At 39.0% G+C, this 24,233-nt stretch carries 29 protein-coding genes and 1 riboswitch; of the genes, 7 read left to right on the top strand and 22 right to left on the bottom strand.

The window, feature by feature from the left end; all coding sequences use genetic code 11:
• Position 1: 1 nt before the first annotated feature.
• The 3 genes from NSQ79_RS01455 to NSQ79_RS01445 are packed head-to-tail and all read right to left on the bottom strand — an operon-like array spanning position 2 to position 1,167.
• A complete protein-coding gene (locus tag NSQ79_RS01455) occupies positions 2 to 313 on the bottom strand; it encodes an urease subunit beta (protein ID WP_002886559.1) in 312 nt (103 codons plus the stop codon).
• Positions 314 to 324: 11 nt separating this feature from the next.
• Positions 325 to 627 (bottom strand): urease subunit gamma, encoded by a 303-nt coding sequence (locus NSQ79_RS01450; RefSeq protein ID WP_002886558.1) that lies wholly within the window; start codon positions 625 to 627, stop codon positions 325 to 327.
• Positions 628 to 651: 24 nt separating this feature from the next.
• Positions 652 to 1,167, bottom strand: coding sequence for an AmiS/UreI family transporter (locus NSQ79_RS01445; protein WP_002886548.1), 516 nt, complete (start codon positions 1,165 to 1,167; stop codon positions 652 to 654).
• 406 nt (positions 1,168 to 1,573) lie between these two features.
• On the opposite strand from NSQ79_RS01445, the gene NSQ79_RS01440 reads away from it, so the two are divergent.
• Positions 1,574 to 2,965 (top strand): DUF4153 domain-containing protein, encoded by a 1,392-nt coding sequence (locus NSQ79_RS01440; protein WP_014633611.1) that lies wholly within the window; start codon positions 1,574 to 1,576, stop codon positions 2,963 to 2,965.
• Between the two features lie 51 nt (positions 2,966 to 3,016).
• Here the strand turns inward: NSQ79_RS01440 and NSQ79_RS01435 are convergent, their stop codons facing one another.
• The 3 genes from NSQ79_RS01435 to NSQ79_RS01425 form a co-directional block, all read right to left on the bottom strand.
• Positions 3,017 to 3,349: a DUF805 domain-containing protein gene (locus NSQ79_RS01435; protein ID WP_014633880.1), complete on the bottom strand. Its 333-nt coding sequence runs from the start codon at positions 3,347 to 3,349 to the stop codon at positions 3,017 to 3,019.
• Positions 3,350 to 3,459: 110 nt separating this feature from the next.
• Complete coding sequence (locus NSQ79_RS01430; RefSeq protein ID WP_164332310.1) at positions 3,460 to 5,556, bottom strand: peptide cleavage/export ABC transporter; 2,097 nt, start codon at positions 5,554 to 5,556, stop codon at positions 3,460 to 3,462.
• Positions 5,557 to 5,730: 174 nt separating this feature from the next.
• Positions 5,731 to 6,630, bottom strand: a complete 900-nt coding sequence (locus tag NSQ79_RS01425; protein WP_049529071.1) for a helix-turn-helix transcriptional regulator — start codon at positions 6,628 to 6,630, stop codon at positions 5,731 to 5,733.
• Positions 6,631 to 7,003: 373 nt separating this feature from the next.
• Between NSQ79_RS01425 and NSQ79_RS01420 the strand changes: the two genes are divergently transcribed.
• The gene (locus NSQ79_RS01420) at positions 7,004 to 7,765 is read left to right on the top strand and encodes an IS110 family transposase (RefSeq protein WP_002886742.1); all 762 of its coding nucleotides are present in this window, start codon (positions 7,004 to 7,006) and stop codon (positions 7,763 to 7,765) included.
• Positions 7,766 to 7,784: 19 nt separating this feature from the next.
• A complete protein-coding gene (locus NSQ79_RS01415) occupies positions 7,785 to 8,171 on the top strand; it encodes an IS110 family transposase (protein WP_002886743.1) in 387 nt (128 codons plus the stop codon).
• 113 nt (positions 8,172 to 8,284) lie between these two features.
• On the opposite strand, the gene NSQ79_RS01410 is transcribed toward NSQ79_RS01415, so the two are convergent.
• From NSQ79_RS01410 to NSQ79_RS01400, 3 genes are all read right to left on the bottom strand, one after another.
• The gene (locus tag NSQ79_RS01410) at positions 8,285 to 8,935 is read right to left on the bottom strand and encodes a phosphatase PAP2 family protein (RefSeq protein WP_045001950.1); all 651 of its coding nucleotides are present in this window, start codon (positions 8,933 to 8,935) and stop codon (positions 8,285 to 8,287) included.
• A 2-nt stretch (positions 8,936 to 8,937) separates the two neighbouring features.
• Positions 8,938 to 9,495 carry an ECF transporter S component gene (locus NSQ79_RS01405; RefSeq protein ID WP_049529098.1) on the bottom strand — a complete coding sequence of 186 codons (558 nt, stop codon included), beginning with the start codon at positions 9,493 to 9,495 and terminating at the stop codon, positions 8,938 to 8,940.
• 80 nt (positions 9,496 to 9,575) lie between these two features.
• Positions 9,576 to 9,698: riboswitch (FMN riboswitch) on the bottom strand.
• A gap of 105 nt (positions 9,699 to 9,803) precedes the next feature.
• Positions 9,804 to 10,313, bottom strand: coding sequence for a tRNA (cytidine(34)-2'-O)-methyltransferase (locus NSQ79_RS01400; protein ID WP_049529100.1), 510 nt, complete (start codon positions 10,311 to 10,313; stop codon positions 9,804 to 9,806).
• Positions 10,314 to 10,590: 277 nt separating this feature from the next.
• Between NSQ79_RS01400 and trkA the strand changes: the two genes are divergently transcribed.
• A complete protein-coding gene (gene trkA, locus NSQ79_RS01395) occupies positions 10,591 to 11,940 on the top strand; it encodes a Trk system potassium transporter TrkA (protein ID WP_014633874.1) in 1,350 nt (449 codons plus the stop codon).
• A gap of 6 nt (positions 11,941 to 11,946) precedes the next feature.
• The gene (locus NSQ79_RS01390; RefSeq protein ID WP_045769250.1) at positions 11,947 to 13,386 is read left to right on the top strand and encodes a TrkH family potassium uptake protein; all 1,440 of its coding nucleotides are present in this window, start codon (positions 11,947 to 11,949) and stop codon (positions 13,384 to 13,386) included.
• Between the two features lie 22 nt (positions 13,387 to 13,408).
• On the opposite strand, the gene yidD is transcribed toward NSQ79_RS01390, so the two are convergent.
• The 10 genes from yidD to NSQ79_RS01340 all read right to left on the bottom strand — a co-directional run bounded on the left by yidD (position 13,409) and on the right by NSQ79_RS01340 (position 19,555).
• Positions 13,409 to 13,657 carry a membrane protein insertion efficiency factor YidD gene (gene yidD / locus NSQ79_RS01385; RefSeq protein WP_013990033.1) on the bottom strand — a complete coding sequence of 83 codons (249 nt, stop codon included), beginning with the start codon at positions 13,655 to 13,657 and terminating at the stop codon, positions 13,409 to 13,411.
• Positions 13,657 to 14,382 carry a pseudouridine synthase gene (locus tag NSQ79_RS01380; RefSeq protein WP_049529103.1) on the bottom strand — a complete coding sequence of 242 codons (726 nt, stop codon included), beginning with the start codon at positions 14,380 to 14,382 and terminating at the stop codon, positions 13,657 to 13,659. The genes yidD and NSQ79_RS01380 overlap by 1 nt, the downstream gene beginning before the upstream one ends.
• 91 nt (positions 14,383 to 14,473) lie before the next feature.
• The gene (gene scpB / locus NSQ79_RS01375; RefSeq protein ID WP_049553981.1) at positions 14,474 to 15,055 is read right to left on the bottom strand and encodes an SMC-Scp complex subunit ScpB; all 582 of its coding nucleotides are present in this window, start codon (positions 15,053 to 15,055) and stop codon (positions 14,474 to 14,476) included.
• The gene (locus NSQ79_RS01370) at positions 15,048 to 15,761 is read right to left on the bottom strand and encodes a segregation/condensation protein A (RefSeq protein WP_049553982.1); all 714 of its coding nucleotides are present in this window, start codon (positions 15,759 to 15,761) and stop codon (positions 15,048 to 15,050) included. Before NSQ79_RS01370 ends, scpB begins: the two co-directional genes overlap by 8 nt.
• Positions 15,761 to 16,522: a site-specific tyrosine recombinase XerD gene (gene xerD, locus NSQ79_RS01365; protein WP_013990030.1), complete on the bottom strand. Its 762-nt coding sequence runs from the start codon at positions 16,520 to 16,522 to the stop codon at positions 15,761 to 15,763. The genes NSQ79_RS01370 and xerD overlap by 1 nt, the downstream gene beginning before the upstream one ends.
• Entirely contained in the window at positions 16,476 to 16,958 is a 483-nt protein-coding gene (cbpB, locus tag NSQ79_RS01360) for a cyclic-di-AMP-binding protein CbpB (RefSeq protein ID WP_002883680.1), read from the bottom strand. Before cbpB ends, xerD begins: the two co-directional genes overlap by 47 nt.
• On the bottom strand, positions 16,955 to 17,476 hold the full coding sequence (locus NSQ79_RS01355; protein ID WP_164332148.1) for a metallophosphoesterase: 522 nt from the start codon (positions 17,474 to 17,476) through the stop codon (positions 16,955 to 16,957). Before NSQ79_RS01355 ends, cbpB begins: the two co-directional genes overlap by 4 nt.
• Positions 17,458 to 18,432, bottom strand: coding sequence for a nucleoside-triphosphate diphosphatase (locus NSQ79_RS01350; protein WP_049529106.1), 975 nt, complete (start codon positions 18,430 to 18,432; stop codon positions 17,458 to 17,460). The genes NSQ79_RS01355 and NSQ79_RS01350 overlap by 19 nt, the downstream gene beginning before the upstream one ends.
• Positions 18,425 to 19,240 (bottom strand): glutamate racemase, encoded by an 816-nt coding sequence (gene racE, locus NSQ79_RS01345; protein ID WP_037598968.1) that lies wholly within the window; start codon positions 19,238 to 19,240, stop codon positions 18,425 to 18,427. Before racE ends, NSQ79_RS01350 begins: the two co-directional genes overlap by 8 nt.
• 63 nt (positions 19,241 to 19,303) lie before the next feature.
• The gene (locus NSQ79_RS01340; protein ID WP_002883695.1) at positions 19,304 to 19,555 is read right to left on the bottom strand and encodes a YneF family protein; all 252 of its coding nucleotides are present in this window, start codon (positions 19,553 to 19,555) and stop codon (positions 19,304 to 19,306) included.
• A 245-nt stretch (positions 19,556 to 19,800) separates the two neighbouring features.
• Here NSQ79_RS01340 and NSQ79_RS01335 point away from each other — a divergent pair, with 245 nt between their 5' ends.
• A complete protein-coding gene (locus tag NSQ79_RS01335) occupies positions 19,801 to 20,343 on the top strand; it encodes a TetR/AcrR family transcriptional regulator (RefSeq protein WP_002886528.1) in 543 nt (180 codons plus the stop codon).
• A gap of 32 nt (positions 20,344 to 20,375) precedes the next feature.
• On the opposite strand, the gene NSQ79_RS01330 is transcribed toward NSQ79_RS01335, so the two are convergent.
• A complete protein-coding gene (locus NSQ79_RS01330) occupies positions 20,376 to 21,629 on the bottom strand; it encodes a diaminopimelate decarboxylase (RefSeq protein ID WP_002886527.1) in 1,254 nt (417 codons plus the stop codon).
• Between the two features lie 136 nt (positions 21,630 to 21,765).
• Between NSQ79_RS01330 and NSQ79_RS01325 the strand changes: the two genes are divergently transcribed.
• Positions 21,766 to 22,902, top strand: coding sequence for a DUF5105 domain-containing protein (locus NSQ79_RS01325; RefSeq protein ID WP_013990025.1), 1,137 nt, complete (start codon positions 21,766 to 21,768; stop codon positions 22,900 to 22,902).
• A gap of 36 nt (positions 22,903 to 22,938) precedes the next feature.
• Here NSQ79_RS01325 and NSQ79_RS01320 read toward each other — a convergent pair whose 3' ends face one another.
• Both NSQ79_RS01320 and NSQ79_RS01315 read right to left on the bottom strand, forming a co-directional pair.
• Positions 22,939 to 23,628, bottom strand: coding sequence for a Bax inhibitor-1/YccA family protein (locus NSQ79_RS01320; protein ID WP_002886525.1), 690 nt, complete (start codon positions 23,626 to 23,628; stop codon positions 22,939 to 22,941).
• 23 nt (positions 23,629 to 23,651) lie between these two features.
• The gene (locus NSQ79_RS01315; protein WP_002883682.1) at positions 23,652 to 24,155 is read right to left on the bottom strand and encodes an HD domain-containing protein; all 504 of its coding nucleotides are present in this window, start codon (positions 24,153 to 24,155) and stop codon (positions 23,652 to 23,654) included.
• Between the last annotated feature and the right edge of the window lie 78 nt (positions 24,156 to 24,233).

Here is a 24,233-nt window from a genome sequence, read left to right as displayed (position 1 = left end):
TCTAGTCTAAGAAACCATTGACCTTGTTATTGAAACCAAAAATACGACGTTTCCCTCCAAAGTCAATAAGTTGTACTGTTTTCGTTTCACCTGGCTCAAAACGAATGGCTGTACCTGCTGGAATATCTAGACGTTTGCCTCGCGCCTTTTCACGATCAAACTGAAGACCAGCTTCGTTTGCTTCATAAAAATGGTAGTGAGAGCCCACTTGAGCAGCACGGTCACCCACATTTTTCACTTCAAGACTAATGGCTTCGTAACCACCGTTATAATCAATTGGCTCACTCGCCACATGGTATTCACCTGGAATCATTACATTTCTCCTTACTGAATAGGATCATGAACAGTAACCAGTTTTGTACTGTCCGTAAAAGTAGCTTCAACTTGAATCATTGGAATCATTTCCGCAATACCTTCCATAACATCTTCACGTGTTAAAAGATTGCGAGCTTCATCCATCAATTGGGCAACCGTTTTACCTTCTCTTGCACCTTCAAGCACATAGTCTGTAATCAAAGCAACCGCTTCTGGATGATTCAATTTGATTCCTTTATCTTTACGTCGTTGAGCAATCATAGCCGCAAGGCTAATCATCATTTTTTCCTGCTCACGCATTGTCAATTGCATCGTTTTTCCTCCTTAAATCAATGCTTACCACTTGCCCCAAAGCATCAAAAGCCCCGGAATCCAAGCTGTTACAATTCCTTCAAAAATAGCTAGGTAAGGGACAAATTTTCCTAGGTTCTTCTTAAGGTTAATTTCAATAAAGGCAGTTAGCCATAGAATACCCCACAAGAACCAAATAATACCATACCAAGCATTACCACCGTATCCAGATGTTAAGCAAAGAATCCCTGCTGGTAGCGTATTAATTGCCACAAATAAACTAAACCACCCATACAAACGTTGATCAAAATCGAAAATCGTATTGATAGCTGAGTAAAGGTAGGTGAAGGCAAATAAAAGACCTGTGGCGCTACCATAAAACCATTCAGCGCCTTGCCCTGTACAAGCTCCATAAGCAATGACAATAATGTTGAGAATCAAACCCAAACCACCCGTAAAGATATTCATGACAACATTTGATTTATCAGGAATACCCTCTAAACGATGGAGTCCATTACTCATCAAAACCATACCAACATAGAGTAGGATGACACCTAACATAAGAACCTCCTAAGTTTTTTATGTTAATATCATACTACTTTGACAACACATGTCAACGAATTTTCAGAAATTTTGCAACATTTACATATTAGTCAAGCTAACATGTGGTGTCAAAAAATGACATTACATTTGGTAATTCTCAATAGGAGTCCTTTGCTTAATCCCAGATAAATAAACAGTTAATCTATAAAAAGCTTCCTTTAGTATTTGACTGTTTCTGACAATATAGTCCGTACAATCTATCATCCAATGTGAGCATTATATTTTTTTCTCGCCTATTTTTCCAACTCATTCTCCAGACCTAAGTCCATAGACCTATTTTTAGTAATTTTACAGTTGGGTAACAAAGTCAAACGTTTTTTATGATAAAGTCTTTTTTGGACAAAAATCCAAAAGGAGAATTATGATGGAAACAAATAACTACACTACTGATTTACAGCTAGTCTCCCAGGAATATTCCGACGAAAAGACTAGTCTTCAAACCAAAACCAAGAAATTCTTGGAACATTTTTCACCAAAAGACATTTGGAAAATTAAGGGACTGATTGTCGCCTGTCTTGTGTCCTGCTTCCTGTATGTCACTTACTTGACCCATTTTTCCTTTGCCTTTCCAGCAACCCTTGTCTTGATCAGTACGATTGAGCTAGGCTGTCGCCTATTAGGTGGAAAAGCAAAGGGAATGCGACTTGAATCGGGAATATTTATGGTCACTAGTCTCCTCCAAGGCTTGCAAATTAGTCTCTGGGGTCTGCACGACAACTGGGGCAGCGCTCAGATTCTTTGCCTTCATGCAAGTATCCTCCTTTACTTAATGGCACGCACTGGACAAAGTAGTCAAGATCGTTTAGGAATTATGGTTTGGCTAGACCTCATATACACCAGCTGCATCTTCCCGCTAAAATATTTCTTTATCGGAGCCTGGACACTCCTATATAAAACAGCACCTAAACAAGAACTCTCCGAAGAAGAAAAACACGTAATCAAGAACCACAAATGGATGATTCTCATTAGTATCATGATTGCCTTGGTACTAACTGTATTCGCTGCTAGTCAGCTTAGTCAGGTCTTACCTGCTTTCGGACAACTTTGGCGACAGTTCTTCCAGACACTAACTTCTCTACTTGATTTCACCCTCACCTTCAAGGACAACGGATTATTGTTCTCTCGTTTAATAAGCAGTATCCCTCTGGCTCTAGGACTTTTTGCTCAACTCGCTGCAACCTATTTGGCAAAAGAAAAGCCACTCAGTCAAAAACGATTTGAAGGCCATCTTAAAGCGACCCGTCAGTTCCCAAAAGTAGCAGCTTATATCGTACTCGGAAGCCTCTGCTTCACTTATGCCCTATTCATATTAACTGCCACTAGTCAAATGGGAGAACTCCTTTCTCTCAACCAAGCCAGCATTCCAGCCCATCAAGCCTCACATATTGCGGTTCAAGGCTTCTGGCAATTGGTTCGAGTTTCTACCCTCAACTTAGGAATCCTAGCTGGACTTTACATTTTTTCTAAAGAAAATTTCTTCACCCACAAAGGGCTTCGTTTCTTAAGCACCCTACTCTTTACTTTTGCTAGCCTCTTTGCCCTTATCGCTGGCTGGAAACTCTTTGGTGTTTATATGGCACTCTACGGTGTGACGCCACGTCGCTTACTGTCAGGTTGGTTTGTCACAGTACTCTTTATTTGGTGTGTCCTAACACTAATTCGACTTTATAAACCTATTCAGGCAACTCGTCTCGCTGTATTTTATGCAACTATCAGCTTCACCCTCGTTAGCCTCTTAGGTAGCTTTATTTTATAAGAAAAAAAGAGTGTAACTAGATTAACTAGTTTCACTCTTTTTATATTGAAGTTATTTTGAATCTCTTGTAGGAAAGGCATACATCACCCAAAGCACTACCAGGAGTGGTGTCGCTTTTAATACAATCCATGCAACATTGAAATTGGCATCACGTAGACGACGAATCTGCATAGAAATGGTAGGAAGCGCCGTTGCTGCTATAAATAAAATGAAAGCTGTTAATGTAAAGCCAGCAGCCTTTGTTTCTCCAAGGAAGTCCATCAGTAGGAAAATTAAAGTACCAATAACTCCATTAATCAAGACAACCCACCAATAGTCTGATCGTTTTGTACGACCATAAAAATCAATATAGCCTAACCAAAAATTTTTATATGCCTCTAACATGTTTACACCTCTTAATAGTATGCTACCAGTATACTATATTAAGGAGATAGGTGCAAGATGTGAATATTTAGACTACTTAAGTTTTCTACATATATAATAGGAAGATTATTTTAAATAAACTGGAATGGATTGAAATTAGGACTGTCCGACTCAATCTGGCCACTCACCATGGTCACCACACGACCGACATGTTGACGAACACTATTGCGGTGAGCAATAAAAATCATTGTTCGTTTAATCTTAGCAAGATTAGCCATGACCCTGCTTTCAGTATCACTATCGAGACCACTGGTAGCTTCGTCAAAAATCAAGATAGGCTGCTGGGACAAGAGGGCTCTCGCTATCGCCAAGCGTTGTTTTTGACCACCAGATAGACCACCATCTTCAGATACTTGGGTCTGAAAACCTAGTGGCATTTTTTGAATATCCTCTAAGATATCAGCTTGTTGGCAAACTTTAAGAAGCTTTTTCTCGTCAACTTCTCCTTCAAATCCTAATAGCAGATTTTCTAAAATAGTGCCTGTAAACACATAGGTCTGCTGGGGAACGTAAGTCACCATTTGACGCAGCTCCGCATGGCTAATAGCATCTTTATCTAGGGTTACATGACCACTAGATTTTGTGTAATAACCCGACAACATTTTAGCCAAGGTCGTTTTCCCAGATCCACTTTTACCCATGAGGGCGATTTTCTCCCCCTTATGAATCGTTAAATCAATCTTACTAAGCGTCTCTTGCTGATAACTAAAACGGTGACTAACACCCTTAAGAGCAAGTTGTTTAAAGGATAACTCTTTAAGTTTTCCTTTTTCTTCCTTATCCACAACATAAACTTCTTGAAGACGATTATTGGCTACTTTGGCTTGCTGAATTTTAGATTGGAGATTGATAATATTAATTAAAGGAGTTGTAAAATAATTCAGCAACATATTATAGGTAATCAACTGACCTGCAGATAGCTGTCCTTCCATGACCAATTGTGCCCCATACCATAGGATAAAGACATTGGAAACTAACTGAACCCCTGTCTTTAAACCATCCTGTGTTAATTGCCACTTGGCCTTAGACAAAGACTTCTTCAAATAGTCATGGAATTTCACCTCAATTTCCTGATAGCGTCTTTCTTCAACTCTCAAGGATTTTAAGGTTTCAATGCCTCGCAAATCATCAATAACAGCGGTATTGACCTGACTATTTGCCTCCATCAATTGATAATTTTCCTTTTCAAAAAGCTTATAGAAGGCCAAAATGATTAAAACATAAAGAGGCACTACCGTGAGAGTCATCACAAAAAGTGACTGATTTTGTAAAATAAGAGCCACAGCTAGAGTCATCACAATGGTCACATCTAGGAAAATCGATAAAATCGTTGAAGCTAGAGCATCGATAATAGTGTTAGCATCGCCAAAACGTGACGTTATTTCACCAGTACGACGTGAACTAAAGAAACTAATAGGTAAGGAAAGGACATGCTTAATATAAGGAAGAATGACAGCAATGGACAAGTAATTCCCCAATCGATGTAGAAGATAATCTTTGAAAAAAGTAAATACTTGTTGAGCTAGATAAGAGATACATAGGCCTAGCGAAATCATGGTTAGAAGAGTGTAGGCCTCCTGAGGAATCAAGCGGTCAATAATAGATTGCAAATAATAAGAACCAATAATATTAACAAGGGTCACTAGAAAACTTAACAAGACAATAACTGCAATCAAACCCTTACGACGAAACAAAATTGGTAAAAATGAAAGAAGCCCAGGCACATCTTCTTTGTATTTAGTGTAAGTTTCTCCTGGAACAAAAAAGAGAGCAACTCCCGTCCACTCTTTGGCAAACTCCTCTAAGGGCATTTTAATGACCTTCTTGCTAGGATCTGGATCACCAATAACAAGCTTCCCCTTGATTTGACCAAACACCGTATAATAATGTTGCAATCCACCTTCTTTAACCACATGTGCAATAAAAGGATAAGATAGGCTTTCTTGTTTAAACAAGTCTAAATCCGCACGAATAGCCTGAGTTTCAAGGCCCAACTGCTTGGCCACTTCAACCAAACCAAGCGCAGAAGTGCCTTCACGAGAAGTCTGAGCCAACTCCCGCAAATAAGCTAAACTATAAGATGAACCATAGTGTTTAAGAATCATGGCCAAGGCAGCGACACCACAATCACGCTGATCAATCTGTGAAATATATGGATATTTTGACATGGTGACTCCTTATTAAAGACAACCTGTGAAATAAGGCAAGATAGTGATAAGTAGTGAGAATAGTGTAAATAAATTTAGTTTTTTCAAAATAAAACTCCTTTTAACTGTTATTTATGTTTCTATAGTAAACATTTAACCATTAAAAAAGTAGTGACATTTATGTCACCACCATTTCTATAAACCATCTGCCGCTTTCCCTGCTTTTATACTTTCTTCTAAAACCGAGTCTTCTAAAACGGAAGCAAACATTATGGCCTTATCGTAATTCTCTGTAGCCTTTTTCTTATTTCCCTTATGCAGAAGTTCATATTTAGCTTTGAGAACAAAAACACTAGGTTTATAGCTATAGAATTGTGATTTTTCTATAACGGCTAATGCTTTATCCACAACTGTTAAGAAGTCTGAAAAGGAATTGTGAAAAATCTTCAAAGCAGCAATAGCCATCAAATCATTAAATAAAACAATATTATGGACATCATCTGTCCAAATTTCCTGATTTAATACTCTCTTTACGATTTTTTCAAAAAGTTTTTTGTCATACTGTTTTCTTCCATAAAGATGGAAGAAATAATAGTCAATAACTAATAAATCGTTAGTTGAGAATTTCTTCTTCCTTTTGACCTGTTCAAATAAATCTTCATATATTTCCTCAACCTTTGGACTCTCCTCCCAACTAGTGAAACTTAATATATTTTCCAAAATATCTAGAGTTAATAGTTCTTCTTCTGGAAGAAGTTCAAAGAATTTCTCATAGACTTCCTCAATTAAGGCAAGTTTATCCTTTATTCTTTCTGGGTTTCTGTACGTTGGAAACTTAATCAAACGATTCTTCATCTCATAATATTCATCAGGGATAGTAATATTGTCATGATCCAATAGATCGGCCATATTTTTTCCTAGACGTTTTGCGATGTAAGATAGTCTATCTAAAGACGGGAGAGATTCCCCTTTTTCAATGCGAATTAACTGGCGAACAGTCAACTCCGCACCATCTAAACATAGTACTTCACGTGACATCTGCTGACGTTCACGCTCAGTTTTGATTCTTAGTCCAATGCTGTCTTTTATGTTCAAGAGACTCTCCTTTATTCAAAAGTTTAAAAATATTATATCATAATTATAATATAATTAATATACAGTTAATATGATTTTAACAGAATAATAGTCAAAAAAAGCTATTTTTATACATTTTATATAAGAAGACCCTTCCTTTGCATCAAAAACTCTAAGCAGGCTTAGCCTGCTAACTCATGACAGAAAAGAAAGTTCGGCTTATAATGAAGGTGAACAATACCAATCCGTTGTCTTTAATAGGGCTTTGCCTAGCCTGTATCAAAAACTGGATGAACAAGAGTCATGAGATAACTCGAATATGCCTTGAGCATGAAAATAAAATTACTAATAGCCTCTTGTTCTATTGTTCAATAGTTAACAGGAGGTTTTTGTAATGGAAGTTATGATTGAAACTTGTTGTGGAATTGATGTCCACCAAAAGTCTATCGTTTGTTGTATTCTAGATGGTCCACTAGAAAGCAATAAACCTAAAAAGATTCAGAAAAAATTTGGTACAACAACTATAGCTCTCCAAAACGCCTTAGATTGGTTATTGGAAAATCACGTCACACATGTCTTTTTTGAAAGCACTGGCCAATATTGGGTACCACTCTTTAATATATTCTCAGACTCAGAACTCAATTTGATATTAGCTAACCCCCAACATATTAAGAATGTGCCTGGTCGAAAAACAGACATGAAAGATGCCGAATGGATTGCACAGCTCGGACGTTGTGGACTTATTGAGCCATCTTACATTCCAAGCCCTGAAGTGATGCAGTTACGTTTACTCACTCGTAGGTTACGTTCTTACAAACAACGTCAAACTCAAATAAAGAATGAGATTCATAACCTCTTACAACGTGCTAATATCAAACTAACCAGCTATCTTTCTGATATCTTCTCTAAGACAGGACAGTCTCTTTTAACGCTCTTTATCAATGGGGAACTCATTGATTATGACAATGTGACAGCTTGTATTCACAAGCATGTCAAAGCAAGTCCCGAAGAATTAATGGAGGCCATGAATGGGAAGTTGTCACTGGAGGATCGATTTCTCTTGGAGCAAAGCCTAGAAGAATATCAATTGTATCAAAAACTCATGAATAAATTAAGGAGTGAAATAATAGCTTATATCGAAAAGGAGTTTCCCTGAAGAAAATAGATTACTTCAAATGATTCCTGGTGTGAGTGAAACTTGTGCAGCCACTATTTTAGCTGAGATTGGACCAGATGTGAAGGCTTTTCAATCGGACGCACACTTAGCTTCTTGGGCTGGGCTCTGCCCAGGATCTTATGAAAGTGCTGGCATTAAAAAATCCTCACATATCACGCAAGGAAATCGATATATCAAACAGGCTTTGACCATGTCGGGATTGATTGCGGCTCACTCTAAAGACAATGCGTTTTCATCTTTTTATAGCAAAATTTCCCAAAGAGGAAGTAAGATGAAAGCCGTCATTGATTGCGCACATAAGCTACTTCGTATCATTTACAAAATTCTCGCAACACACCAAGAATACGACAAAGAAAAAGTGCTAGGACTGAGGCAACAGTTCTAACACCAAAAATTTAAAAAATCTCAATTACAGTATAACACAAGAAGAGTTTTTTGCGCTATTTTTGATGTTTTTTTCAAATAAAAAACATGCAGTTCAAAAACTACATGTTTGTTTTATTTCTGTTTACTTTGGAATCGCCATTCAAAGCGAATGCGGTCATAAGTTGGATAGATAGCATTAATCAACCCAAAGGCTAAGGTAAAGCCAGCTAAAACATCTGTTAGATAATGAACACCCACATAAATACGCGAAAGTCCAACAAGGAAAATCAGAAGCCCAGTAATACCATAAACTGCTATTTTAGATTCTTTTTTCGCCAAACGCTGAGCAAGAACAATGGCAATTGCTCCAAGAATCATAAAAGTTCCCAAAGAATGACCACTAGGGAAAGAATAACCACTAGCATGCACTAAATGCGTAATTGATGGGCGTTGACGCTGATAAATATACTTTAAACTTACAATCAAGATACTAGCGAGAAGCCCACTGGCACCTACAAAGATAGCTTCTGCTTTATACTGACGTAGATAAAGCCAGATTACTGCTACGATTGCAATAATAGCCTGTACGGGCGTATTTCCAAGTATGGTAATCGTTTTAAAAAAGCGTGTCAGTCCTGCCGGTAAGTCTCCTCGAACCCAAGTTTGAATGTTGCTATCAAATCCTGTCAAGGCTTCAGGGTAGAACTTAACCATGTAACCGAGAGCAACAAATAACAATAAGGCAAAAGAAGCATAAATATAATGTGTGTGTTTGTGTTTCATATTTATAATTTTACTAGAATAGACTTAAGTGGAGCATAAATCAGAGCAAAGGTTACCGCAAAAATCAATCCTTGAAGTAAATTGAAAGGTACTACCATAGCGAAAAGATATTTATAGAGACCTATGAATTGCGCAATATCAAAGTTGGCAAATTTAGCATAGAGTGGTACTGCATAAATATAGTTAAGAATAACCATAGCAACTGTAAGCAAGACAGTTCCTACAACAGAACCAAAAATATAATTCTTGCTTGTTTGATTTTTCTTCCAAAAATAGCTTAGGCCCCAAACAAAGACTCCTAGAGCAACGAAATTCATAGGAAGTCCAATCATTGATCCTGGACCACCATTGTTTAGCAAAAGCTTCAACAATGAACGAAGCAAGAGAACACCAATGGCACTCTTAAAATCAAAGATAACCAAGGCAATCAGAACAGGAAGGATTGAAAAATCAACCTTCAAAAAGTCTGCTGCTGGAATCAATGGAAACGAAAAATAAAGCAACAAGAATGAAACTGCGGATAAAATGGCAATGTAAGCCAATTTACGTGTGTTTGTCATAAAAAAATTCCTCCAAATTTTAACAATTTGAAAGAAGTTCCCAATGGATTTGCCTATGCCAAAAAAGCCTACGCAAAAAGACTGGTCTTCTTCCATCCAGACTGTACTGTCGGTTGAGGAATCACACCTCATCAGCTTGCGCTCGCGGACTTATCTATAGAATCACCGCCGGTCGGGAGTTTCACCCTGCCCTGAAGACCTTTTAAGAATAACATAAAAAAACCTTGGTGACAAGGTTCTCAAATTATGGATTTCTAATCTGTTGATAGTCAATGACTATAGATACTCTTATAAGAGAAAATAGACCTCTATTTTAACTTGTCATGCTGATAACGATGACTCAGCTCCAAGCCCTCAAACTGTTGCTGACGAAGTGCTTCGTAAACAATCATACAAACAGTGTTGGACACATTTAGACTACGCACATGTTCATCATTCATCGGAATACGAATAGCTTTTTCAGGATGCTCACGCATAAAATCTTCAGGTAGGCCTGTATCCTCACGACCAAACATAAAATAGTGGTCCTCACCATCATCATAGGCCTCTTCTGAATAAGTCTTATCCGCAAACTTGGTGACTAGATGCAAACGTCCATCTTGATTTTTGGACATGAAATCTGCCAAATTATCATAATAAGTGATGTCAAGCTTATCCCAGTAGTCTAGACCTGCACGTTTCATTTTCTTGTCATCAATTGGAAAGCCCATAGGACGGATGATATGAAGAGGGCTATTAGTCGCTGCACAGGTACGTGCTATATTTCCGGTGTTTTGTGGAATACGAGGTTCAAACAAGACAATATGATTACGTGACATCTCAATTCTCCTAGACATAAAAAATACCATGTCGCCCGGAGTCAAGCTCAGCAGACGACATGGTTGTGGACGTTCATTAGCTTAAATCATGACAGGTTAGATTTAAAATAACGAATCTTTGAATATATTTTAGCACTTCTGGTCTAAAAGTCAAGACTATTTAAAGAAAAATTTCACCTTTATTCACTTAAATAGGAATAGTTGATAAAGCTAGCTGAAAAGGATGATTTTTCCGCTAAAATAGAGTATCATAGTAATGATTATTTGGAGGTAACTCATGCGTATTATTGTCGTAGGTGCCGGTAAAGTCGGTACCGCACTCTGCCGTTCTCTTGTTGAAGAGAAGCACGATGTTATTTTAATTGAAGAAAAGGAAGAGGTCCTCAAACGCCTCAGCAAACGTTATGATGTTATGGGCTTTGCTGGAAATGGGGCTAATTTTAAAATTTTGGAACAAGCCGAGGTTAGTAACTGCGATGTCTTTATCGCGATGACTGATAAAGATGAAGTAAACATGATTTCAGCCGTTCTGGCTAAACAAATGGGTGCCAAAGAAACTATTGTTCGTGTGCGTAACCCAGAATACTCAAATGCTTATTTCAAAGACAAGAACTTTCTTGGATTCTCATTAGTGGTTAATCCTGAACTTTTAACAGCTCGCTATATTGCCAATACAGTTGAATTTCCAAACGCCCTATCAGTTGAGACTTTTGCTAATGGACGCGTTATTCTTATGGCATTTAAAGTCACTGAAAATAGCCAATTGTCTGGTATGACAATGGAGCAATTCCGTAAGAAATTCGGCAATATTCTAGTTTGTACGATTGACCGTCAAGGTGAACTCATCATTCCAGATGGGAATGCTACCATGCAAATTGGGGATAAGATTTATGTCACTGGTAAACGTGTTGATATGGCGCTTTTCCACAGTTACATCAAACCAAAAAGCATCAAAAAACTTTTGTTGATTGGTGCTGGGCGCATCTCCTACTACTTGCTCAATATCTTGAAAAATAATCGTATTAAGGTCAAATTGATTGAGCAAAAAATGGACCGTGCGCAAACCTTTAGTCAGGTCTTCCCTGAAGTTTCTGTTATCTTAGGTGACGGTACTGCTAAAGACCTTCTTCTCGAGGAAAGTGCAGCCAGTTATGATGCCGTAGCTACCCTAACTGGAGTAGATGAAGAAAATATCATCACCTCTATGTTCCTCGAAAGCCTTGGTATTCACAAGAATATTACTAAAGTCAACCGTACCAGTCTTTTAGAGATTATCGATACACGTGAGACAACAACAATTGTCACACCTAAGAGTATTGCCGTTGACACTGTAATGCACTTTGTCCGTGGGCGTTATAATGCTAAAGACTCAAGTCTCGATGCCCTTCACCATGTGGCTAATGGTCGTATCGAAACCTTGCAATTCCAAATTAAGGAAAACAACAAAATTGCTGGGAAGAAACTTTCTGAGCTTGAATTTGCTAATGGTGTCCTTATCGCTGCTATTATTCGCAATGGAAAATCTATTTTCCCAACGGGAGAAGACAGACTCGCTATTGGGGATAAAATCGTGATCGTTACACTCTTACAAAATGTAACTCATATTTACGACTTGTTGAAGAGGTAAGCTGCCATGAATCGATCTATTGTCCGTTTTCTTATTGCCAAGCTCCTGCTTATTGAGGCTGCTCTCTTGGTTGTACCACTTATCGTTGCCCTCATTTATCAAGAAGATGCCAAAGTATTTGCCAGCATCTTGGGTACGATGGGGATTCTTCTCTTTCTCGGAGTGCTTGGTACTCTCTTTAAACCGAAAAACTACCATATTTACACCAAAGAAGGGATGCTTATTGTAGCCCTCTGTTGGGTGCTCTGGTCCTTCTTTGGAGGATTGCCCTTCGTCTTTGCTGGTCAGATTCCAAGTGTCATTGATGCCTTCTTCGAGATGAGCTCTGGTTTTACAACCACGGGGGCTACTATTCTCACAGATACTGGTGTACTTACCCACTCCCTCCTCTTCTGGCGAAGCTTCGCCCACTTGATTGGAGGGATGGGGGTATTGGTCTTTGCCCTAGCCATCATGAACAACAGTAAAAATGGTCACCATGAGGTTATGCGTGCAGAGGTGCCTGGTCCAGTTTTTGGTAAGGTCGTGGCCAAGCTCAAAAATACAGCTCAAATTCTTTACATCATCTATTTAACCATGTTCGTTATTTTTGCTGTTATTCTCTGGCTTTGCGGTATGCCAATCTTTGATAGTATCATCACTGCTATGGGGGGCGCAGGTACTGGGGGATTTGCTGTCTATAATGACTCTATCGCCCACTACCACAGCGATCTGATTACCTATGTGGTTACTGTTGGTACCCTACTCTTTGGGGTTAACTTCAACCTTTATTTCTATATCCTCCTTCGCAAAATCAAGTTTTTCTTCCAAGATGAAGAACTACGTACCTACTTTGCGATTGTGGCTATTTCAACTGGTTTAATTATCCTCAATATTTTTGGAATCTACCACAATTTGGCTGACTCTTTCAAATACTCATTTTTCGAAGTGTCAACCATTATCACAACAACTGGTTTTGGTCTGACAGATATTACCAAATGGCCACTCTTCTCTCAGTATATCCTACTCCTCCTGATGTTTATCGGGGGATCAGCGGGTTCTACGGCTGGTGGTTTCAAGGTTATCCGTGCTATGATTATTGCTAAGATTGCACGAAATCAGACCCTGGCTAGCCTCTATCCTAATCGTATCCTGTCACTTCATATTAATGGAAGTGTTCTCGATAAAGAAACGCAGCACAGTGTTCTCAAATACCTAGCTGTATATGTACTCATTATACTAAGTTTAGTCACTGTTTTGTCACTGGATAATCAAGACCTCTTGATTGTGACAAGTGCTGCTGCTTCAACCTTTAACAACATTGGACCATTACTTGGAACGACTGATAGCTTTGCTATTTTCAGTCCTTTATCTAAGCTTATCATGGGATTTGCTATGATTGCAGGACGTTTGGAAATCTATCCTTTACTACTCCTCTTCCTGCCAAAAACTTGGTCAAAAACTTAAGCATAGAAAAACTCCTTTGGATTCATTTATCCAAAGGAGTTTTATTACGTTTTAGACTAAAATAATCTGGCACTGGATCATCTCCAGTCTCTGATAGGGGGTGACATCTTAAGATACGGGCAATTCCCATAAGAACTCCCTTTAAGCCATGCTTTTCTATTGCTTGGATCATATAAACCGAACAAGTTGGACGAAAACGACAAGACGGTGGAAATAGGGGAGAAATCCATCTCTGATAAGCCCTGACCAAGGCAATCAGAAATCTTTTCATTATTTGACCTTATTGACAGCAGCGTTATGAAGCTGGCTGATTTCTTTCTTATTTAGACGGCGTGATTCACCTGGACGAAGACCTGTCAAATCAAGGGTCCCAAAACGTGTGCGAGACAACTTATCAACGAGCAAGCCCACTGATTCAAACATTTTCTTAACCTGGTGGTTACGCCCTTCATGAATTGTCAATTCAACAACTGAACGATTCTTTTCATGGTCAACTTTGATAATATTGTAACGTGCTGGCTTGGTTTTTTTGCCATCAATGACCACTCCACGAGTCAAAGGACGAAGGTTCTCCTTGGTCGCAATACCTTTGACACGCGCCAAATAAACCTTGTCAATCTCATTACGTGGGTGAATCATTTTATCGGTAAAGTCACCATCATTAGTCAAAATAAGTAGGCCAGTCGTATCCCAGTCAAGACGACCAACAGGATAGATACGTTCCTTAACGTGGGGCATGAGGTCAATCACCGTCTTACGATTTTTCTCATCAGATACCGAAGAAATAACCCCTCGTGGCTTATTAAGAAGATAATAGACCTTCTCTTCATTATAAATTGGGCTACCATTTACCTCAACGACATCACCGTTTTTGACAATAGTTGCCAATTCCGTAACGGTCTTCCCATTTAGGGTCACACGACCTTCTTTAATCAGTTCCTCAGCCTTACGACGGCTGGCCACACCAGCGTGGGCAATATATTTATTAATTCGCATTCTTTTTCTACAGCTTAAGCTGTATCCTTTCTACCTAGCATCTCTGCTATGTTTCTTTATTTTTAATGATTAGTTTCAACAAGGTTTACTCTTAATTGTCCAAGTCCTCAAGCTCCTCTGGAGCATCTTCCCTAAAGAGACTCGTTTCTTGCTCTTCAAGTTCTAGTTGATCAATAGCAACAAGTTCCTCTAAACTATTAATCCCCATAAAGTCTAGGAAATAATCAGTAGTCGCATATAGGTTAGGACGACCGACAGCATCTTTTTTACCAGCCTCTTGAATGAGATCAAAGGCCTGAAGTTTAGCAATAGCACCACTAGAATTAACACCTCTAATGTCATCGACTTCAGCACGTGTAATAGGCTGTTTATAAGCAACTATAGAGAGGACCTCGAGACTCGCTCGTGATAGACTCTGGTTGATTGGCGTTTTAGAATAGTTACGAAGGAGACTTGCAAAATCTGGCTTAGTCACCAGCTTATAGGTATTTGACGATTCCAATAAACAAAGAGCTGAATCCTCATCTGCCGCGTACTTGGCTTGCAATTTCTCCAAGGACTGAGTCAGACCCGTCACTGGCATTTCCAAAAGCTGCGCCATAGTACGTAGACTAAGACCATCTTCACCAGCCACAAAAAGTAAAGCTTCTAATCGTGCTAAGTGACTACTCATTCGTCCATTCCTTTCTTAGTGTGATTGTACCAAAAATTGTTTCCTGCTGTACTGATATGCGATGTACCTTAATCAATTCAAGAGTTGCCAAAAAGAGGGTGATTACTTGATTCATATCTTTGGCATCTGTGAAAAGTTCATCCAGATACAGCTCATTTTTTAAGCCGAATGCTTCCTCAATAATCAGCATCATGTCTTCAATTTTATAATCGTCACGCGCAATAGTCGTGTGATTTCGGCGAATTTCTTCCTGCTTTTCAGCCATGATTTTTGAAAAAGCCAAGAAAATATCTTGAATGGTCTTATCCTGATTCAGCGTCACATCTTCATAAACCAATTCAACTTTTGGTTTTGAAAAATACTGAGCTCGTACCTCATGCTGCTTAGCCAACTCTTGACTAGCTGCTTTGAAGCGTGCATATTCTTCCAATTGACTCAAGAGCTCTTGTTCAGGATCATCTGCTTCAGGCTCAGCTTCCACCACTGTGGGCAGAAGCTTACGACTCTTAATCAGCATGAGCTGACTAGCCATAAGCATATATTCCCCAGCAACTTCAAGCTTCATGGCTTGCAAGGTTGCCAAATAAGCCAAGTATTGCTCGATAACTTCAACAATGGGAACATCGTAAATGTCTACCTCATACTTAGAAACCAGATGGAGCAACAAATCCAGTGGCCCCTCAAAATCTTTTAACTTAATATCCATTAGGTTTTATAGTATTTCTCCAAGGTCACTGGACTTTTTAGTCCCAGTAAACGAGCAAGTTCAAAGGCGCCCGTTCCCTTTTCAATCTGTCTAAGAATAAATTGCTGACGCAAGACTTGAGCAGTTACATTCGATAAGCCACAGTCACTAACATAAGTCTGGATTTGCTTATACAGCCATTGTCGAGTATAGACCTTACCCAAAAGCAAGCCCTGGCTGTTGACATCTTTAATAGCCAACAAATACTGCTTCACATCTGCTTCAAGTCTGAGAACACGCTTAGTGCTTCCCTTGGCCACAGTTACAACACCAAAATCCAAGTCAATATCGGACCAGTCCAACTCCAAAATCTCTGAAGGTAATAGCCCCAACTCTAGAATCAGCAGACAAGACAGCTTACCAACCCCTTCACGCCCCTCATAAAGCGATGAAAGATCCAGTATTCGCAACTTATCCTCCTGAGAAGGTATCGTAACCGTCTCTGATAGTTTGAAAAATTTCTCTAATTCCCCCTTTTGATAGAGGTATAGCAAAAATTGATTGACCGCAGAGCGCTTACGCTTTTGTACGGATGGCTTCCATTCCTTCAGTTGGTTTTCATAGAGCTTGAGACTGGTTTGATCAATTTGTCCTGAAATCGACGTTGCAAACTGCTTAAGATCATAAGCATAAGCTTGCTTTGAACTCTCCGAAATGACCTTAGTAGCCAGAAAATCAGTGATCTGAGTTGTCAGTTGTTTTTGGAATGATGATATAGTCATGTGTAAAGTCATGTAAGAGGCTATTAACCGCCTTTAGAATCGATTTTCGTGTGATAATTCCTTTGAAAATACCTTGGCTGTCAACCACAGGAAGGAAAGGATTATTAACTAGCTTATGCATTACCTCATTTAGATTGGCATTATCTTCCACTGTTTCCACGACATCTGATGTCATCGGTCCGATATCACGGTTAACCATCTCCCACTCTTGCAAGTTATGTTCATCTTGATAACGCTTAATATCTGTCAAAGATATGGTCCCAAGATAGTGCTTATCCTTAGTCAAAACGGGAACGCGCGAATAACCATTGCTTGTCAAAAGCAAGACCACATGATCAGCGTTGTGACTATCAATAAAAATAGCAACCTGATCTGATGGAATTAAATAATTATCTAAATGAGCCAACAAAAAATCTTCAAATTCTTTAGCAATCATCGTTCAAATTCCTGTGTAAGTTCTGAATAAAGTTCATGGTCACGTGTGTAATATTCTACACGAATTTTTGAACTGTTTATAATCACCTTAGCATAAAGTTTCTCATGGATAGGTCCACGTGGCTGTGAAACAGATCCTGGGTTGATAAACACTGTCTTACCATTTCGCCAAGCTGCTGCCGCATGCAAGTGGCCATAGAGGCAAATATCTGCATCCTCTTGTTGCGCCCAAAGATCTAACTTGTCCCAGGTAAAATTAATGCCATAAAGATGACCATGTGTTTGTGCAATAATCACATCACCAAGTTTTACGACCAAACGTTCTGGATAACCTGAATCATAATCACAGTTGCCACGAACCACATGGATACCTTTCCAGACAGGATCACTTGATTCTAACTCAGAATCTCCGTTATGGAAAATAGCATCTACCTTCCCCTGATAACGATTTTTTATATCTACTACAATGTCACGTTCTCCATGGGAGTCGCTCATTACGATTATTGTTTGTTCTGCCATGCTGGGAAGACCTCCATAAGTTTCTTAACAGCTTGTCCACGGTGAGATTGTTCATTTTTCTCTTCTGCAGAAAGCTCTGCTGCCGTTTTACCCGTATTACCAACTAAAAAGAGTGGATCATAACCAAAACCATTGTCACCTTTCGGTTCTCGGCCAATATAACCCTTCCAGTCGGCATCAACAACCAAACTATCACGTCCAGGGGCTGCAACAACTAGGGTTGTATGGAAGTTCGCAGTACGTTTGCTATCATCAAGCACCATAGCCAGCTCGTGTAATAATTTAGCATTATTTTCATCATCCGTAGCATCAGGACCAGCAAAGCGAGCAGACCAAACTCCTGGTAAACCTCCAAGAACATCTACCTGCAAACCAGAGTCATCTGAAAGGACCATTTTACCAGTTAATTCAGAAATGGTTTCCGCCTTCAAGCGTGCATTTTCTTCAAAGGTCATACCCGTTTCAGCAACTTCAGGAAGGTCTGGATAATCATTAAGATTCTCTACCTTAATACCTAGTTTTCCAAATAGTTTACGAAATTCCTTGGTTTTTCCTTCATTGCGTGTCGCAATCAATAGGACATCACCAAAGTCTGATTTATTATCAGAACCAAAGAAATCACTCAAGGCAACACCTTCTCTAGGCACATGCACATAGACAAGCTTATCTCCTTCACTAACTACCAAAGCCCCTTTATGTTGCGTAACAGCTAAGTCACGACCAGTTTCCTCTTTCAAGCAATCCAAAATAAAGGATACTAAGCGAAGGTCTGAAGAATGTTTCGCAATATGCAACTGAAAGCCACTAACAGCCAAAACGTTAGTCAAAGCTTGGAAAAAGTCAACAAATCGCTCATAGGCCTCATCACCACCAAAACAAGTCAAGTGATTGTAGTTTCCAAAACTAGCCAAATACCAGTCTTGTTCGTCTTTATATTCAAAAATTGATTTAGTCATTTTCTAACTCCTTGTCCAAATCGACATGTTGGACAGCAACTTCTTCACCTAGCCATTGTTCTGCGATTTCTTTAAAACCAAGCACACTAGCTGTGGTGTAATATTCTTCCGTCTTATCTTCGACTTCACGGCTACGATTAATTTCAAAATAATTGAGCAAAACAGAAACATCACGAACTGTTTCAGCTCCGCTATCAATTAGCTTGACACTTGGCCCCATAACATTTTGGATGATAGGACGTAAAAGTGGGTAATGGGTGCAACCCAAAACCAAGGTATCTACCTTACCGACTAAAGGTGCCATGCTCTCATAAACAATCTTTTTAGCCACACTTGAGTTAATTTCATTGGATTCAACAATAGGGGCAAAACGAGGACAAGATAAACTCAAGACATTCATTTGTGGTGCCAAATGCTTAATTTTTTGTTCATAGATGTTAGAGGCAATCGTCATTGGAGTCCCAATGACACCAATATGACCCGATTGGCTAGACTTAATAGCCGCACTAGAACCAGGCAAAACCACACCTAGCACTGGGATATCCAAGGCTCCTTTGATTTCCTCCCAAACTACTGCTGTTGCCGTATTACAGGCAATAACAATCATCTTTACATCTTTGGTCAGAAGGAATTTAACCAACTGCCAGGTATACTCTCTGATTTGTTCTGCCGGTCTAGGACCATACGGTGCCCTAGCAGAGTCACCAATATAAACAATAGACTCGTGAGGCAACTGACGTTTAAGTTCACGTACTACCGTCAGTCCTCCGACACCAGAATCTAAAAATCCTATAGGTCGATTATCCATCTTGCCTCCTTATCCCCTAGGTTACATGTAAAAAGCTGAGATTCACGTCCCAGCTCCCCACCATTATTTTTTCTTTTTCTTGCTATCTGCAAGTGCTTGTTTTTGTTGTTTGATAATTTGGTTATATGTTTGACGCACTTTTGCTTCATTTGGTTTTTGACCCGCAGCTGACATCATGGTACGAACAGCGTCCACATTCAAACGAGGATTTTCAGCCAATTCTTTCTCCATTTGTTTGCGGGCAAAGTAAGCGCCTCCATAAAAACCACCCAAAAGGGCTACAAAAACAAGAATAATCCAAAGGACGGTGTTCATAAATTCAATTCTCCTATAACGTTGATTTACCTTATATTATAGCAAAAATGGCCCCTACTGACAAATAAGACGTTGATTCTTAAAAACGTCTAGAAAAATAGTTTTTTCGTTTAAAATACTGATAAAATGAGAGTTTCAGTATTTTTCACTTACAACTGTAAAGGACTTGTAAGATTTCTAGAAAAAAAATAGGTTATTATATAAGTTGTGGAATTATTATTATGTTTATATAAAGGGGTTTATTTATGCTCAAGGAAGCAACTATTTCCGAACGAAAAATTGTCAACGCATTTATTGAACTCTTAGAGGAGAGTTCACTCGAACAAATCAGCATCACAGATATCATCAAGAAGGCAAATCTCAGCAGACCGACCTTCTACTACTACTATTCAAATAAGGAAGATTTGGTTGAAACAACCTTCTCAAAGATTTTAGATAAAATCTCAAGTATTCTTCAGGAAGACATGACCTACCAAGAAGGTGTTGTCACTGAAATGCTACGATATCTTAAGGAAAATCAAAAACTCTGTCTCACCTTGATGACACACATTCCAAACATCAATGAGATGATTCGTGAATTCATTATCGAGACTATCCTTAACTCTGATATTGAAAATGTTACAGAGCTCATGGAACAAAGCTATCATATCCCTGCCAAATATTCATTGGAAGTTTATGTTAGCACTATTGTTACCATTTTGACAATCTGGCTCAAAGAAGGCTGTATCGAATCCCCTGAGGAATTAGCCGATATCATTCTTGAAGCTGTCATCATTAAAGTAAAATAAGCTAGAGCCTTTAAGGCCTAGCTTATTTTTTGTTAAATGTCAAAATCAAAACCATCAAGAGTGGCAAAGTAATCATTCATCGTCTCTGCACGGCGAATCATACGAGCTGTGCCATCTTCTTGGTAGAGAATTTCTGCAGAACGAAGGCGTCCATTATAGTTGTAACCCATTGAGAAACCATGAGCACCTGTGTCGTGGATAACCAATGTATCTCCAATACGAGCTTCTGGCAATTCACGGTTCTTAGCAAACTTATCATTATTTTCACAAAGCGAACCTGTCACATCAACTACTTGAATGTCACCATCTGGATTAGTCATATTCGTGATGTGGTGGTAGGCATCGTACATAGCTGGACGGAGCAAGTTAACCGCAGAAGCATCTACACCAACATAGCGACGATAAGTGTCCTTAATATGAAGAACCTTAGTAACGACAAGGCCATGAGGTGCTGTCATGAAACGCCCAAGCTCAGTGTAAATACTGATGTGTCCAAGACCATTCGGAACAAGGATTTCATCAAATTTAGCATGAACGCCTTCACCGATAACGGCAATATCATTTTGTTTATTGGCTGGTGTGTAGTCCACTCCAACACCACCTGATAAGTTGATAAAGTCAAGACTAACACCAAGTTCATTCTTGATTTCTACCGCCAATTCAAACAGTTGAGCAGCCAAGGTTGGGTAATACTCATTCGTTACTGTATTTGACGCTAAGAAAGCATGCAAACCGAATGATTTCACTCCTTTTTCTTTAAGGTAGGCATAACCTTTGAAGAGCTGTTCCTTAGTCATCCCAAATTTTGATTCTTCAGGATGATCCATGATATCAGTACCAAGAGAGAAGACGCCCCCTGGGTTAAAGCGCAAAGAAAGGGTTTCAGGAAGCCCTGCAGCCTCTTCCAAGAAAAAGATATCTTCGTAAGCATCAAGGTTAATTGTCGCATTAATATCACGCGCGTAAACAAACTCTTCTGCACGTGTATCATTAGATGTAAAGCTAATGGCGCTACTATCAAAACCAATTTTCTTACTCATGACAAGCTCTGTATCGGTCGCACAATCGACACCACACCCTTCTTCCTTCAAGATTTTGAGGATTGCTGGATTAGGTGTAGCTTTTACAGCAAAGAATTCTTTAAAACCTGGATTCCACGAAAAGGCTGCATTAACTGCACGCGCTGTTTCACGAATACCTTTTTCATCGTAAAGATGGAAAGGTGTTGGAAATTCTGCAGTGATTTGTTCAAGTTTATCAGCCGTAATAAAAGGTGTTTTTGTCATTTGATTCTCCATTTTTTTACAATAGTAATCCTATTATAGCATAAGAAAAGGCTTGAAACCCAATTTTCTAATAATCTCAAGGCATATTTCATGATACAATAGACCTACAACCTAATAAAATAATGGGGGATTATTTATGAAAAAATATCTTTACTCTGGGGCTCTTGCTCTAGCAGCCATCTTAACGCTCTCAGCATGTGCCAAGCCAAAACTTGATGCCAAGCTTTCTGTTAACGATATTGTCTATATGTCAGGAAGCGACCTCAAGCTCAAGGATGACCAAACCCTAGTCGAAGTTTCATTCAAACTCGAGAATACTTCGGAAGATATGGAAAATGAGCTTAAAACATCTGCTAAACAATTCTACCTCAAAGATAAAGATGGTAAAAAAGTCACAGCAAGCAAGCTCGACAAGGGCGACCTACCTACTCTCTTCAATAAAAATAAGAACGTAGAGGACGCTACAGATGACTTTGGAAAGCTTGAAGCTGACGACTACAAGACTGTCTCACTCTTTTTCGAAGTTAACAACGACGAAAGCTATAAACTCTATTTTGAATCAAAAGATGAGAAAACAGAGGGACAAACAGTTTCTACTAGCCTAAAAGATTTCGATGGTAAAACAACTACCAATGTTAAAAAGGCTGTTGATGCTTATTTCAATGCAGTTCTTCTAGGTGGTGAAAGCAAAGACTACAGTAAATTTGTTTCTAACGACTTGGACAAAGCCAAGGGCGAACTTAACCAATATTTCTCAGATAGCCTTCAATACAGCTATGATGATACTGATCATATCAAACCAACCGGTGATGAAATTCCAAAAGTTTTTGGTTGGGTCCAAACTGCTAACCGTGAACGCGGTAGCTATACTGTTGATAACATTATTGTCGCTAAAGATAAGGCAGAATTCAATGTCAGCATGTCAACTATCAGTATGAAAGCTGCAGACGATGCCTATGGTGCTAATCACCCAAATCTCACAGATGACCTTAAAAACTACCTACAAAGCAATGGTGCCAACGCTGGAAATGTCGATCAACTAACAAGACAATACTACATGGAAACTTACCTACCGAATTCAATCAAAGAAGTAAGCCCATCAGCACCAAAGACAGAAGGAACAAATATCTTTGATAATTACTCAGTCGAACTTACTAAAAAAGACGACAAGTGGGCCTTCCCAGATAAAGATAGCTATGTCGGAAAATGGGAATACTACCCACTCTTCTACGCTTACACAGGCCAGCAAGGGACACTTACAAAAAACTATTAGACATTAAAAAATCAGCCAGGTGGCTGATTCTTTTTACTAATTACGTCTAGCAAAGAGTCGCAAGATATTCAAGAATAAGTTAATGAAATCCAAGTAAAGACTAAGTGCCATAGAAACTGCCCATCCATCTGTGACCTGACCATTGGTACCGTAGTAAACCTTTTTAATCATCTGGTTATCATAGGCAATTAAACCAGAGAAAATAAGAATTGATACAATACTAATCACAAAACTCATCATGCTACTTGCAAAGAAAATATTAATCAAGCTAGCCACAATAATCCCAATCAAGGCTGCCATAAGGAACTTAGCCATGCCTGATAGATCTCGCTTAATACTAACTCCGATAAGGGCCATGATAAAGAAAACAATGGCAGTGCTAAGGAAAGCTTGAAAAACTATAGCTTGCGTGTATTGAACGATGATAAAACTAAGTGTAAATCCATTCAAAGCGGAATAAACCAAAAATAAAGGTAGGGCTGCAGGTGTATTTCTTCGTGCAGCACCGCTAGCCAAAAAGACCAAACCAAACTCTAAAAAGAGGGCTGCCATGTAAACCCAAGAATAATTCATGAGAATATTGACAAAAACATGCGAGAGAGGGAAGAGCATCAGATAAGAAATGACTGCTGAAAGTCCCACTCCCATACCAACAAGGCCATAAATCTTTCCGAAAAAGCGGCTTAAGCCCGCATCACTAGTCGTATAAATTGCATTTGATTCCATAGTTATCTCCTAAAAATAATGAATTATTGGTGGTGGCTTTGTAGGGTCTTACGACGGAAAAACTTACGATTTTTAATTCGGTTTCGTAAGGGTGTCGCCGCTTCTTTAACCGCCCAATACTTATCCACCATAGTAACAATATAAGATTCCTTATACTTCGGCGGTGCAATCGTTGCTCCCCACATATGCTTGAGGATAATATCCTCTTCTTTTTTATTTAGATTAACAAGCTTTCTAGCATTACGAACAGCAATACGTGGGTGTACCCAAGCATGACTCTTATTAAATTTAGTCACTCGCCAATCATAATAGAAAAAGTCATGTAAGAGACCGCCTCGAGCAGTACTCTTGGCATCCCAGCCAAATTTTTTAGCAATCTTATAGCTGGTGTAACTAACATTAACCGAGTGTTCTAAACGTGTCGAATGATGGTGTTGTACAATCCCATCCAATTTTTGAAAACGTGGGTGTGAAATCAAATGTCCCACAACTTCCATGAATTCTTTATCATCTTCTGGTCGTTTCATAATAATACCTCATTAATGTTTCTAATGCTTCTTCATTATACCACTAGTGCTTAAAATTACTTTAAAAGTCAGTTGTTT

It is taken from the genome of Streptococcus sp. FSL W7-1342 (assembly GCF_037966635.1).
Lineage (GTDB): Bacteria > Bacillota > Bacilli > Lactobacillales > Streptococcaceae > Streptococcus > Streptococcus salivarius_D.
Note: the sequence above shows the minus strand (reverse complement) of the source record. Positions and strands in the feature narration are given on the sequence as shown.